We start from the raw sequence: 12,029 nt of genomic DNA, 5'->3' as shown, positions 1-12,029 counted from the left end.
CCCGCGGGCGCACACCCGGTCCGGCCTCCCGGCCGGATCCGCGCGGGCGTCTACTCCTCGGCGGCCCAGGCGTTCGGCACGCAGCCCTGGAGACTGATCGACTGCTGGACCATGACGGGCGCGGGCTCCCCGGGGGCCGGGCAGTCGACGTGCTGGTGCCCGATGAGGTGGCCCACCTCGTGGTTGACGAGGTACTCCCGGTACTGCCGCAGCGTGCCCCCGGCCTCGAGGAACGGCTCGATCGACTCCCCGAACCGGTCGGCGTTGAGCACGGCGCGGCCGTTGCGGCCGCACGAGTAGATGCCGCCCACGTCGAGCGGCTCGCACAGCTCGATGCTCAGGGGGCCGTCCGCGAGCGTGACGCCGAAGTCCGCGTCCGCGTCGTCGACCCGCTCGAACGCGACCGAGCCGTCGTGGCCCCAGCCGCGGTCGTCGTTGAGCGTGGTCATCACGTAGTCCGCGAACGCCTCGCGGTCGATCGGGAGGCCGCGCTCGACCTCGACCCGCACCCGGTAGGTGTGCTCCGCCTCGCGGGGGGCCGGCTCGGCGCCCTCGACGACGCGCAGCGAGCCGGAGCCCTCCGCGCCCGCGAGGTCGCCCCGGATGCCGGCGGCGTAGGCGTCCTCGTCCACGCCCTCGGGGAGGTCGTCGGCGGCGGACCGCGCGGTCTCGGGGAGCCGGACGAGCTCGAAGAGGGTGGGATCGTCGTCGTCGTCGGGCAGGAGGGGGGAGAGCACGGGCGTGCCCGACGCGTCGGAGTCGTTCGCGACGGTGGTGTCCTGGGCTGTCGTGTCCCGGGCGCCCGCGCCTCGCGCGGGGGCGTGCGCGGTGACGGCGGCGGGGTCGGAGGCGTGTGCCCCGACGGCCGGCGCTGCGCCCGTCAGGGGCGAGGAGAGGACCGGAGCCGTCAGCAGCGCGGCGCACCCGAGGGCGCCGAGGAGCGTCGAACGTCGTCTGGAGGTGGACATCGTCGTCCATCCTGGCAGCCCGCCGCCACCGTTGTCAGTGAGCGTGCTTACGATGTCGGGGCACCGTCACGGTGCCACGCACGCACGCTCGAGGCCCGCCGCAGCGGGCCGGACGGAGGGACATCCATGCAGGTCACGATTGGTATGCGGGCGAGCATGCGCGACGTCGTCGTGGAGATCGACTCCGAGGAGGACGCGTTCGTCGCGTCGGTCCGCGAGGCGCTCGCCACGGACGCGCCGCTCGACGTCACAGACTCCAAGGGCAAGCGCTACCTCGTCCCCGCCGCCGCGATCGGCCACATCGAGATCGGCGCGGTCGAGGACCGCCGCGTGGGGTTCGGCCTCAGCTGAGTCCGGTGCCACTCCCCCGCGCCCGCCCCTCGGCGGCGCGGGGAGTATGGTCGGTCCCGTCCCGGCATGACCGGTCGCTGTCCTTGTGAATCCTCGGGCGCCTCTCTGCGCCCTGCCTCGTGTGCGATCGGCTGCCCGCGCCAACCGGCGCCCACCGATCGACCGAAGAAGGATCATGACCACCGCTGCCACCTCCGGCGTCGTCGACGTCTCCGGCGCCCACGCGCCCGTCGAGATCGACGCCGCCACCCCCGACATCACCGACGCCGGCACCGTGCCCGCCGCGGTCGAGCAGACCTTCGCCGACATCGGCGTGGCCGAGCCGATCGCCGGCGCCCTGCGCGACGTCGGGATCACGCACCCGTTCCCCATCCAGGCGCTCACGCTGCCGGTCGCGCTCAAGCGCGCGGACATCATCGGGCAGGCCAAGACCGGTACCGGCAAGACGCTCGGCTTCGGCATCCCGCTGCTCCAGCACACGGTCGCCCCCGGCGAGGACGGGTACGACGAGCTGCTCGACCCCGGCGCCCCGCAGGGCCTCGTCGTGGTCCCCACGCGCGAGCTCGCCAAGCAGGTCGCCGAGGACCTCGTCGCCGCCTCGCGCCGCCGGTCCGTGCGGATCGTCCAGGTCTACGGCGGCCGCGCCTACGAGCCGCAGATCGCCGCGCTCGAGGCCGGCGTCGAGGTCGTCGTCGGCACGCCGGGCCGCCTCATCGACCTGCTCAAGCAGAAGGTGCTGCGCCTGAGCTCGGTGTCCACGGTCGTCCTCGACGAGGCCGACGAGATGCTCGACCTCGGCTTCCTGCCCGACGTCGAGACCCTGCTCTCGCGGACCCCCGCGAACCGCCACACCATGCTGTTCTCGGCCACGATGCCGGGCGCCGTCGTCTCGCTGGCTCGGCGGTACATGACGCGGCCCACCCACATCCGTGCGCAGGACCCCGACGACACGGGTGCGACCGTCAAGGCCATCCGTCAGGTCGTCTACCGCGCGCACGCGATGAACAAGGTCGAGATGCTCGCGCGCATCCTCCAGGCCCGCGAGCGCGGCCTGACGATCGTCTTCACGCGCACCAAGCGCACCGCCGCCAAGGTGGCCGACGACCTCGCCGACCGCGGGTTCGCCTCCGCGTCCATCCACGGCGACCTCGGCCAGGGCGCCCGCGAGCAGGCGCTGCGCGCGTTCCGCACCGGCAAGGTCGACGTCCTCGTGGCCACCGACGTGGCGGCCCGCGGCATCGACGTCGACGACGTCACGCACGTCATCAACTACCAGTGCCCCGAGGACGAGAAGATCTACCTCCACCGCATCGGCCGCACCGGCCGCGCGGGCAACTCCGGCACCGCGGTGACGTTCGTCGACTGGGACGACATCCCCCGCTGGTCGGTCGTCAACAACGCGCTGGGCCTCGGCCTGGCCGAGCCGCCCGAGACGTACCACACCTCCGAGCACCTCTACGCGGACCTCGACATCCCCGAGGGCACCGGCGGCACCCTGCCCCGCTCCGCCCGCACCCGCGCGGGGCTCGACGCCGAGCAGGTCGAGGACCTCGGCGAGACCGGCAAGTCCGCCGGCTCGCGCCAGAGCGCCCGGTCCGGCGGCGGCCGTGGCCGCTCCGGTGGCGACCGCTCCGGCGGCCGGAACGGTGGCGGTCGCTCCGGCGGCGAGGGCCGGTCGCGCTCCGAGCGCTCCGGCGGCACCCGGTCCGAGGGCTCCGGCGAGGGCGGCTCGGGTCGTCCGCGGCGGCGCCGTCGTCGTCGCACCGGCGGTTCGGGCGGCGACGGGTCGGGCTCCGCAGCCCCCGCCTCGTCCAGCGACTGACGAAGGATCCCCACTCGGCGGTTCGCCGCCCCGACCACGCCCGCCCGGGACCACCGGGCGGGCGTCGTCGTCGTCGTGCCCGGTCCTACCGACCCAGGTACATGTCGACGAACGCGAACGTCGCCGTGGCCATGAGCTGGACAGCGATGGCGGCGAGCAGCATGCCGGACAGGCGGGTAACGAGCGTGGTCCCGGACGCCCCCAGCACGCGGTGGACGATGCTGGAGAACCGCAGGGACAGCCAGATGACGAGGTGGACGGCGACGATGCCGATCGCCACGCCGACCAGGGTGGGTGCCGTGTCCGCCTGCTGCACCGCGAGCATCGCCGCGACGATCGACCCGGGCCCGGCCATGAGCGGCGTGCCCATGGGGACGAGCGCGACGGCGGCACCGGACCCGGACGGCCCGGGTTCCTCGGCGGCGCCGGTGAGCAGCTGCATCGCGACGAGGAGCAGGAGCAGGCCGCCCGCGAGCTGGAGCGCCGGCACCGTGATGCCCAGGAACTCGAGGATGTAGGGCCCACCGACGGCGAACGCCCCGATCACCCCGAACGAGACCGAGGTGGCGAGGAACGCGGCACGCTGACGTTCCTTGACCGTCATCGTCGAGGTGAGGGAGAGGAAGATGGGCAGGTTGCCCACCGGGTCCATGATGACGAACAGCGTGACGAACGTGGACAGCAGGATCGTCCAGTCGACCACGCCGCTCATCCGGCGTTCCCCGGGACCACGAGCGGGAGCGTGCCGGCGGCGACGATGCGCGCAAGCTGGTCGGGCGCCGTGAGGTGGTCCCCGAGGCGGTTGGACTTGCCGGTGCCGTGGTAGTCGGAGCTGCCCGTGACGACGAGGTCGAGGCGCTCGGCGAGGGCGCGCAGGGCGGTGCGCGTGTCGTCGTCGTGGTCGAGGTGGTCGACCTCGAGGCCGAGCAGGCCGGCCTCGATCGCCCCGCGCATGCCTGCCTCCGGGAGCGCGCGACCGCGGACGGCCCCCGGGTGCGCCATCACCGGCACTCCCCCGGCGCCGCGGACGAGCTCGATCGCCTCACGGACGTCGGGGGCGTAGTGCGGGACGTAGTACCTCGTCCGGTTGGCGCAGGGGCCGCCGGGGGCGAAGGCGGCGTCGCGGTCGGGGACGTGCCCGGCGGCGACGAGGGCGTCGGCGATGTGCGGACGGCCGACGGTGGCGCCGTCCGTGACCTGCGCGAGGACGTCCTCCCAGGTGATGGGGAAGTCGACGGCGATGCGCTCGACCATCTCCCGGGCCCGCTCCACGCGCGAGCTGCGGGCCCGTTCGGTGCGCTCGAGGAGCGCGGGGTTCACCGGGTCGTGGAGGTAGGACAGCAGGTGGACCGAGCGCCCCTCGAACTGGGTGGAGATCTCCATGCCGCGTAGGAGCGCGACACCGTGGACCTGCGCGGCGGCGACGGCCTCCGACCAGCCGGCGGTCGTGTCGTGGTCGGTGAGGCCGAGGACGTCGATCCCCGCCCGCGCCGCCGCGGCCACCAGCTCGCCCGGGGTCTCGGTCCCGTCCGACACCGACGAGTGGGTGTGGGGGTCGATGCGCGTCGTCGTCACGGACGGAGTGTACGAGGCGCGCCGCGGCCGGTCCGACGCCGTCGCTCCTCACCGGGGGACGGCGGGGCCGGGGCCCGTCACCGGCGGCCGGCCCCGTTCCCGGCCACCTGACGGCGGTGGGACGATGAGCGCATGACGACCGCTGCCGATGAGCACCCGACGACCACGCCCACCGACGACCAGCCGGTCGAGGACCGGGGGTCGAACCGGTCGCAGCGGCCGAGCTCGGCGGCGTTCCGCGCCTTCATCGCGGACGGGTGGGAGGAGCGGGAGTCGCCGCTCCCGGAGCGGCTGGCCTCGGCGGCGACGGCGGCCACGGCCCGCGCGGCGCTCTCGCTCGACCTGCCCGGCGAGCGCCTCGTGCTGCCCGGCGGCGACCTGCGGGTGCGGAGCAACGACACCGACTACATCTTCCGGGCGCACTCGGCGTTCGCCCACCTCACGGGTTGGGGATCGGCGACCGAGCCGGACTCCGTGCTCGTGCTGCACCCGGCCGAGGCGGGCGAGGACGGCTCGACCGCCGGCCACGAGGCCGTCCTCTACTTCCGCCCACGCGCCGGCAAGGACACCGAGGAGTTCTACGCGGACGCCCGGTACGGCGAGCTGTGGGTCGGCGAGCGCCCCTCCCTCGAGGAGGTCGCGGCGGCCACCGGCCTGCGCACGGCCCACATCGACACCCTGCGCGACGACCTGGCGAAGGACGCCGGGGTCGGCCAGGTCCAGGTCCGGCTCGTGCGCGGGGCCGACCAGGCCGTCACCGAGCTCGTCGACCAGGTGCGCGCGCAGGCGGGGCTCACGGGGACCGAGACGGTCGACGCCGAGCTGACCGAGCGACTCTCGGAGCTCCGGCTCGTCAAGGTCTCCTGGGAGGTCGGCGAGCTGCGGGCGGCCGTCGCGGCCACCGCGCGGGGCTTCGAGGACGTCGTCCGGTCCTTTCCGCGCGCGTCCGGGCACGCGCGGGGCGAGCGCATCGTCGAGGGCGCGTTCGCCGCGCGGGCGCGGCTCGACGGCAACGGCATCGGGTACGACACGATCGCCGCCGCCGGCAACCACGCGAACACCCTGCACTGGATCCACAACGACGGTGAGGTGCGCGCGGGCGACCTCGTCCTGATCGACGCCGGGGTGGAGGTCGACTCGCTCTACACGGCCGACGTCACGCGCACCCTCCCGGTCGACGGCACGTTCACCGAGCCCCAGCGCCGCGTCTACCGGGCGGTGCTCGACGCCGCCGACGCCGCGTTCGCGGTGGCCGGGCGGGTGAACGAGGACGGGTCGCGGGTCCGGTTCCGGGACGTCCACGCCGCGGCGATGGAGGTCGTCGCCGCCCGGCTGGCCGAGTGGGGGATGCTGCCCGTCGACGCCGCGTCCTCGCTCGAGCCGGAGGGGCAGTACCACCGGCGCTGGATGGTCCACGGGACGTCGCACCACCTCGGGCTCGACGTCCACGACTGCGCGCAGGCCCGCCGCGAGATGTACCTCGACGCGGAGCTCGTTCCCGGGATGGTCTTCACCATCGAGCCGGGCCTCTACCTGCGCGCCGACGACCTCAAGGTGCCCGAGGACATGCGCGGGATCGGCGTGCGGATCGAGGACGACGTCCTCGTCACCGAGACCGGCGTGGAGAACCTGTCGGCGGCCCTGCCGCGCACCCCCGAGGCGATCGAGGAGTGGATGGCCGCCCTGCGCGGCTGACGGACCGCCTAGTCCCCGGAGGTCCCGGACTCCCCCGACGACGACGTTCCCGGCGCCGCACCGTCTCGCACCGGCGCCAGGTGCTCGCGCGCGAACCGCAGCGACTCCATGTTCATCGTGCGGCGCTGGAGCGTGGACACGGACCGGGTGTTGATCTCGACGACCACCGAGCCGGAGAACCCCGTGTCCCGGAGGTGGTGGAGGACCTCGGCGCACGGCTGGTTGCCGCGGCCGGGCACGAGGTGCTCGTCCTTGATCGTGCCCGTGCCGTCGGTGAGGTGGAGGTGGGCGAGCTTGTCCCCCAGGGACCGCACCATCGACATCGTGGCGTCGGCGTCCATCCCGGACGTGGCCGCGTGCGAGAGGTCGATCGTCACCGAGCCGTAGTCGTGCTCGGTCGGGTCCCAGCCCGGCGAGTAGGCCTTGAGGTGGGCGCCGCCGGCCTGGGCCTGCCAGGTGAACATGTTCTCCACCGCGAGCCGCACGCCGTCGCCGGCCGCCTCCCGCTCGGCGATGGCCTCGACGAACCGCCTGGCGTACTTCCTCTGCCACCGGAACGGCGGATGGAGCACGACGACGCCGGCCCCGACCTCTCCCGCGAGGTCCACCGAGCGGTCGACCTTGTCCCACGGCTCCCGGCCCCACACGCCCTGGGTGAGCAGCAGCGTGGGCGCGTGGATCGCGTGGACCGGGATGCCGTACTTCTTCGACAGCGCGTTGATGAGCCGCGGCTCGCGGGACTCCGGCGCCGTGAGCACCATGATCTCGACGCCGTCGTAGCCGAGCTCGGCCGCGAGGGCGAACGTGTCCTCGACCGACCCGGGCATCACCGAGGCCGTCGAGAGGCCGACCGGGATGCTCACTGCTGGTCGTGCCCGCCCGCGTCGGGGGCCGTCCGGTTCTCGGCGGCCCCCCGGTGCTCGTCCGCCGCGCGCAGCTGGGCCTCGGCGTGGGCCCGCTGGTCGGGGGTGAGGTCCTCGAGGCGGGCGCCGTAGCGGGGCGCCCCGTCCGCCGTCGGCTCGAACCCGGCGGGGGCGGGACGAGGCGCGCTGTCCGCGCCGGCCTCGGCACCCGCGGGCTGTTCGGCCCCGTACGCGGGGGTGCCGGCGTCATGGCCCCCGTGCACCGACGCTCCCGCGTCGTGGGTGCCGGCGGGGTGCGAGCCGGTCGCACCCTCGCCGCGCGCGCCGGGGGTCCAGGCGTCCTGACCGCCGTCGGGCTGCCCGCTCGTCCCGGGGGTGCCCGCGTGTCCGGGCATGCCGCCGTGTCCGGGCGCGCCCGCCTGACCCTGCGTGCCCGCCGGCCCGCCCGCGTGCTGCGGTGCCCCGTGCGCGGACACGCCGTACGCACCCTGCCCCGCGCCGTACGCCCCCGCACCCTGTTGGGCGGCCGGCGCGTTGCCGAGCAGCCCCTCCTTCTGGAGGGCGGCACGCATCTCGTCGGCCACGGTCGGCCCGGCGATGATGACGTACCGCTTGGCGACCACGGTGCTCGAGGAGGTGAAGTCGCGGGTCTTGGGGCGCACGGCGTAGCTGACGATCCCGAGAAGCACGCCGAAGGCCGCGCCCACGAGCACGGGGATGACGAAGTCGACGAGCCCGAAGTTCCCGATGACCAGCCACATGACCAGCGCCATCATCAGGCCGAACCAGGCGCCGGTCAGCGCGCCGGAGCCCGCCACCTTCCCGTAGTCGAGCCGCCCCGTGATGCGCTCGACGAGCCGCAGGTCCTCGCCGACGATCGACACGAGCCGCACGTCGTGGTCCGTGTCCGAGAGGTGGTCGACGGCACGCTGCGCATCCTCGTAGCTGGAGTACGCGGCGAGCTGGACCCCCGTGGGGATCGACAGCGCCCTCGCGCCGAGCGGCTGGTTCTGGATCGACATGGGTCCAGTATCCCGCCCGGCGCGGCCGGGCCGCCACCGCGCTCCACTCCCGGCGAAACAACGCTCCGCTCCCGGCGTGACCGCGCCCCGCTCCCCGCGTCATCACGGCCCGTCCCCGGCGCCGCCCGCACGGCCGCGGTTACGCTTCGACGCGTGTCAGCCACCACGCCCCGCCCGACCAACGTCGCGCGCGTCTACGTGGCCCGCCTCGCCGGCACCACCGTGTTCGACCCGATCGGTGACCAGGTGGGACGGGTCCGTGACGTCGTCCTGCTCACCCGCGTCCGCGCCGCGCCCCGCGCCGTCGGGCTCGTGGTCGAGGTGCCCGGCCGGCGCCGCATCTTCGTCCCCCTCACCCGGGTGACGGCGATCGAGCCCGGGGCCGTCATCACCACCGGGCTGCTCAACCTGCGCCGGTTCCAGGCCCGGATGGCCGAGCGCCAGGTGGTCGGCGAGCTGCTCGACCGCCGCGTCACGCTGACGGACGGGTCGGGCGACGCGTCGGTCCTCGACATCGCGATCGAGCAGCAGCGCAACCGCGACTGGCTCGCCACCAAGCTGTTCGTGCGGCGGATCAGGCCGCGCGCGACCTTCCAGCGCGGGGAGACCCTCGTCGTCGGGATCGACGAGGTGACCGGCCTGACGGGCGCCGCGCTCGCCCAGGGCACCGAGTCTCTGCTCGCGCAGCTCACCGACCTCAAGCCGGCCGACGTCGCGGACGTCCTCCACGACCTGCCCGACCAGCGGCGCCTCGACGTGGCGCGGCACCTGCCCGACGAGCGGCTGGCCGACGTCCTCGAGGAGCTCGGCGAGGACGACCGGGTGCACATCGTCTCCGGGCTCGACCTCGAGCGGGCGGCCGACGTCCTCGACGTCATGCAGCCCGACGACGCCGCCGACCTCATGTCCGAGCTGCCCGAGACCACGGCCGCGACCCTGCTCGAGCGGATGGAGCCCGAGGAGGCCGAGGACGTGCGCCGGCTCCTGGCCTACGACGAGCACACCGCCGGTGGTCTGATGACGACCGAGCCCGTCATCCTCCCGCCGGAGGCGACCGTGGCGACCCTGCTCGCCCACGCGCGGCGCAGCGACGTCCCGGCCGCCCTCGGCGCCCTGACGTTCATCGCCCGCCCCCCGCTCGAGACCCCGACGGGCCGGCTGCTCGGCGTGGTCCACCTCCAGCGCGCGCTGCGCGAGCCGCCGACCACTCCGGTGGGCACGATCCTCGACAAGGACATCGACCCGGTGCTGCCGACCGACGGCCTGGGCAAGGTCACCCGCCTGCTGGCGACCTACAACCTCACCGCCCTGCCGGTGGGGGACGAGGACGGCCGCCTGCTCGGCGCCGTCTCCGTGGACGACGTCCTCGACCACCTCCTGCCGGAGGACTGGCGCGAGGCCGACGAGGACGTGACCGACGAGGCCATGGACGAGAGCGTGGAGGAGCGGCGCACCGATGACTGACCGGCTCGACACCCCCACCAGCCGGCGCCCCTGGTTCACGCGGCGCCCGTCCGACCCGGACAAGGTCGGCCGCGTCTCCGAGTCGGTGGCCGTCTTCTTCGGCACGCCCCGATTCCTCGTCTACCTCACCGTGTTCGTCACGGTCTGGCTCGTGTGGAACTCGTTCGCGCCCGTGGCCTGGCGGTTCGACTCCCAGGAGTTCGGGTTCACCCTGCTCACGCTCATGCTCTCGCTGCAGGCCTCCTACTCCTCGCCGCTCATCCTGCTCGCGCAGAGCCGGCAGGTGGACCGCGACCGGGTCTCGGCCGAGCAGGATCGCCAGCGCGCGGAGCGCACGCTCGCGGACACGGAGTACCTCACCCGCGAGATCGCCTCGCTGCGGATGGCGGTCGGCGAGGTCGCCACCCGCGACTTCGTCCGCTCCGAGCTGCGCGACCTCCTCGCCGAGGAGGTGGCCGACCGCGACCGGCGGATCGTCGAGCTCGAGCGGGAGGTCACCGAGCTGCGTGGCCGGGCCGGGGGCGATATGTCCGACGACGAACCCCCGGTGGGCGACTCCGCACCCGCGGGTGACCAGAGCCACCAGGATCGGGGCCCGGGGCTGCCTACCATGGAGGCATGACCGCCCCCACCGTCGAGACCGTCCGCGCCGAGCTGACCACGGTGATCGACCCCGAGATCCGCCGCCCCATCACCGAGCTGGGGATGGTGCGCAGCATCGAGATCGAGGAGTCGGGCGAGGTCGAGGTCGGCATCGACCTCACCACCGCGGGCTGCCCGCTCAAGGACACGATCACCCGGGACGTGACGAACGCCGTGGCCGCGCTCGAGGGTGTGAGCGGCGTCCGGGTCGCGATGGGCGTGATGACCGACGAGCAGCGCAAGGAGCTGAAGACGCAGCTCCGCGGCGGCACGCCGGAGCCGGAGATCCCCTTCAGCAAGCCCGGCAGCCTCACCCGCATCTACGCGGTCACGTCCGGCAAGGGCGGCGTCGGCAAGTCGACGGTCACCGCGAACCTCGCCACCGCGATGGCGGCGACCGGCCTCAAGGTCGGGGTGCTCGACGCCGACATCTACGGCTTCTCCATCCCGCGCATGCTCGGGGTCGAGCTGCCGCCGACCAAGGTCGACGACATGATCCTCCCGCCGGTCGCGCACGACGTGAAGGTCATCTCGATCGGCATGTTCGTCCAGGACCGCAGCCCGGTCGTGTGGCGCGGACCGATGCTGCACCGCGCGCTCCAGCAGTTCCTCGCCGACGTCTTCTGGGGCGACCTCGACGTCCTGCTCCTCGACCTCCCGCCCGGGACCGGCGACATCGCGATCTCCGTGGCCCAGCTGCTGCCCGGCTCGGAGATCCTCGTCGTCACCACGCCGCAGGTCGCGGCCTCCGAGGTGGCCGAGCGCGCCGGCACGATCGCGACCCAGACCCGCCAGAAGGTGGTCGGCGTGGTCGAGAACATGAGCTGGTTCGACGGCCCGGACGGCTCGCGCACCGAGCTGTTCGGCTCGGGCGGCGGCGGGGAGACCGCGACGCGGCTGAGCGAGACCCTCGGCTACGACGTGCCGCTGCTCGCGCAGCTGCCCCTCGAGGTGGCGATCCGCGAGTCCGGCGACTCCGGCGTCCCGGCCACGCTGTCCGGCGACGCGGCATCCTCCCCCGCCACCGGCGCCCTGCTCGACCTCGCGGCGACGCTGGGCACCCGGGCGCGCGGCCTCGCCGGCCGCTCGTTGGGCGTCACGCCGGTCTGACCCGCTCGGGCCGGCGACGGGGTCAGGTCGCGTCGGGGTCGTGGGGCGCCGGCCGCGCCTGGTCGAAGGGGTCGGGGCGGCGTCGCTCATCGGCGCCGGCCGCGGACACTGCCCCGGTCCCGCGCGACTGTCCCGGGCCCGCGCCCGAGCTCGCGGTCGCCGTGACGCCCGCCGCCGAACCCGTGGCGGCGGCGCTCGAGCCGGCACCCGTAGCGGTGCCGGCCCGGCCCGCGGTGCGCGCAGGCTCCTTCATCGCGTCGGCGACGATCCGGCGCGGGTCGTACTGGCGCGGGTCGAGCGACTTGAGATCCTCGAGGTCGTCGCCGAGCTCGGCACGGACCTTGTCCCCGGTGTCGCGGGCGACCGCGGCGACCTTGCGCACGATGCGGGCGAGCTGACGGGAGAGCTCGGGGAGCTTCTCGGGGCCGACGACGAGGAAGCCCACGAGCAGCAGGACGACGAGCTCGCTCCCGCTGATCCCCATGACGCACCATCCTAGGCGGGCCGGGTCCCGGGT

At 74.3% G+C, this 12,029-nt stretch carries 12 protein-coding genes; 6 read left to right on the top strand and 6 right to left on the bottom strand.

All coding sequences use genetic code 11. The features are described from left to right. Positions 1 to 50 precede the first annotated feature (50 nt). Positions 51 to 968 (bottom strand): DUF3152 domain-containing protein, encoded by a 918-nt coding sequence (locus ACPYO6_RS14435; protein ID WP_425715467.1) that lies wholly within the window; start codon positions 966 to 968, stop codon positions 51 to 53. A 126-nt stretch (positions 969 to 1,094) separates the two neighbouring features. On the opposite strand from ACPYO6_RS14435, the gene ACPYO6_RS14430 reads away from it, so the two are divergent. After that, positions 1,095 to 1,319: a DUF3107 domain-containing protein gene (locus ACPYO6_RS14430; RefSeq protein ID WP_425715466.1), complete on the top strand. Its 225-nt coding sequence runs from the start codon at positions 1,095 to 1,097 to the stop codon at positions 1,317 to 1,319. 175 nt (positions 1,320 to 1,494) lie between these two features. Further along, positions 1,495 to 3,141: a DEAD/DEAH box helicase gene (locus ACPYO6_RS14425; protein ID WP_425715465.1), complete on the top strand. Its 1,647-nt coding sequence runs from the start codon at positions 1,495 to 1,497 to the stop codon at positions 3,139 to 3,141. A gap of 85 nt (positions 3,142 to 3,226) precedes the next feature. Here ACPYO6_RS14425 and ACPYO6_RS14420 read toward each other — a convergent pair whose 3' ends face one another. Beyond that, on the bottom strand, positions 3,227 to 3,853 hold the full coding sequence (locus tag ACPYO6_RS14420) for a MarC family protein (protein WP_425715464.1): 627 nt from the start codon (positions 3,851 to 3,853) through the stop codon (positions 3,227 to 3,229). After that, a complete protein-coding gene (locus ACPYO6_RS14415; protein ID WP_425715463.1) occupies positions 3,850 to 4,716 on the bottom strand; it encodes a PHP domain-containing protein in 867 nt (288 codons plus the stop codon). The genes ACPYO6_RS14420 and ACPYO6_RS14415 overlap by 4 nt, the downstream gene beginning before the upstream one ends. A 132-nt stretch (positions 4,717 to 4,848) precedes the next feature. On the opposite strand from ACPYO6_RS14415, the gene ACPYO6_RS14410 reads away from it, so the two are divergent. Further along, on the top strand, positions 4,849 to 6,411 hold the full coding sequence (locus ACPYO6_RS14410) for an aminopeptidase P family protein (RefSeq protein WP_425715462.1): 1,563 nt from the start codon (positions 4,849 to 4,851) through the stop codon (positions 6,409 to 6,411). An 8-nt stretch (positions 6,412 to 6,419) separates the two neighbouring features. Here ACPYO6_RS14410 and ACPYO6_RS14405 read toward each other — a convergent pair whose 3' ends face one another. Beyond that, a complete protein-coding gene (locus ACPYO6_RS14405; protein ID WP_425715461.1) occupies positions 6,420 to 7,274 on the bottom strand; it encodes a sugar phosphate isomerase/epimerase family protein in 855 nt (284 codons plus the stop codon). After that, positions 7,271 to 8,296: a general stress protein gene (locus ACPYO6_RS14400; RefSeq protein WP_425715460.1), complete on the bottom strand. Its 1,026-nt coding sequence runs from the start codon at positions 8,294 to 8,296 to the stop codon at positions 7,271 to 7,273. Before ACPYO6_RS14400 ends, ACPYO6_RS14405 begins: the two co-directional genes overlap by 4 nt. Positions 8,297 to 8,449: 153 nt before the next feature. On the opposite strand from ACPYO6_RS14400, the gene ACPYO6_RS14395 reads away from it, so the two are divergent. From ACPYO6_RS14395 to ACPYO6_RS14385, 3 genes are read left to right on the top strand one after another with little or no spacing between them, the layout of a single operon-like run. Beyond that, positions 8,450 to 9,760 carry a magnesium transporter MgtE N-terminal domain-containing protein gene (locus tag ACPYO6_RS14395; protein ID WP_425715459.1) on the top strand — a complete coding sequence of 437 codons (1,311 nt, stop codon included), beginning with the start codon at positions 8,450 to 8,452 and terminating at the stop codon, positions 9,758 to 9,760. Beyond that, positions 9,753 to 10,382 (top strand): DUF1003 domain-containing protein, encoded by a 630-nt coding sequence (locus ACPYO6_RS14390; protein WP_425715458.1) that lies wholly within the window; start codon positions 9,753 to 9,755, stop codon positions 10,380 to 10,382. Before ACPYO6_RS14395 ends, ACPYO6_RS14390 begins: the two co-directional genes overlap by 8 nt. Continuing rightward, the gene (locus ACPYO6_RS14385) at positions 10,379 to 11,512 is read left to right on the top strand and encodes an Mrp/NBP35 family ATP-binding protein (protein ID WP_425715457.1); all 1,134 of its coding nucleotides are present in this window, start codon (positions 10,379 to 10,381) and stop codon (positions 11,510 to 11,512) included. The genes ACPYO6_RS14390 and ACPYO6_RS14385 overlap by 4 nt, the downstream gene beginning before the upstream one ends. Before the next feature lie 22 nt (positions 11,513 to 11,534). Here ACPYO6_RS14385 and ACPYO6_RS14380 read toward each other — a convergent pair whose 3' ends face one another. Continuing rightward, complete coding sequence (locus ACPYO6_RS14380) at positions 11,535 to 11,996, bottom strand: twin-arginine translocase TatA/TatE family subunit (RefSeq protein ID WP_425715456.1); 462 nt, start codon at positions 11,994 to 11,996, stop codon at positions 11,535 to 11,537. Positions 11,997 to 12,029: the final 33 nt, after the last annotated feature.

Origin of the sequence: Georgenia sp. Z1344, assembly GCF_049856295.1 — a bacterium.
Classification (GTDB): domain Bacteria; phylum Actinomycetota; class Actinomycetes; order Actinomycetales; family Actinomycetaceae; genus JB111.
Note: the sequence above shows the minus strand (reverse complement) of the source record. Positions and strands in the feature narration are given on the sequence as shown.

Bases quoted from the DNA above. Each gene is read 5' to 3' on its own strand.
- ACPYO6_RS14435 (WP_425715467.1), bottom strand. From the start codon at position 968: ATGTCCACCTCCAGACGACGTTCGACGCTCCTCGGCGCCCTCGGGTGC.
- ACPYO6_RS14430 (WP_425715466.1), top strand. From the start codon at position 1,095: ATGCAGGTCACGATTGGTATGCGGGCGAGCATGCGCGACGTCGTCGTG.
- ACPYO6_RS14425 (WP_425715465.1), top strand. From the start codon at position 1,495: ATGACCACCGCTGCCACCTCCGGCGTCGTCGACGTCTCCGGCGCCCAC.
- ACPYO6_RS14420 (WP_425715464.1), bottom strand. From the start codon at position 3,853: ATGAGCGGCGTGGTCGACTGGACGATCCTGCTGTCCACGTTCGTCACG.
- ACPYO6_RS14410 (WP_425715462.1), top strand. From the start codon at position 4,849: ATGACGACCGCTGCCGATGAGCACCCGACGACCACGCCCACCGACGAC.
- ACPYO6_RS14400 (WP_425715460.1), bottom strand. From the start codon at position 8,296: ATGTCGATCCAGAACCAGCCGCTCGGCGCGAGGGCGCTGTCGATCCCC.
- ACPYO6_RS14390 (WP_425715458.1), top strand. From the start codon at position 9,753: ATGACTGACCGGCTCGACACCCCCACCAGCCGGCGCCCCTGGTTCACG.
- ACPYO6_RS14385 (WP_425715457.1), top strand. From the start codon at position 10,379: ATGACCGCCCCCACCGTCGAGACCGTCCGCGCCGAGCTGACCACGGTG.
- ACPYO6_RS14380 (WP_425715456.1), bottom strand. From the start codon at position 11,996: ATGGGGATCAGCGGGAGCGAGCTCGTCGTCCTGCTGCTCGTGGGCTTC.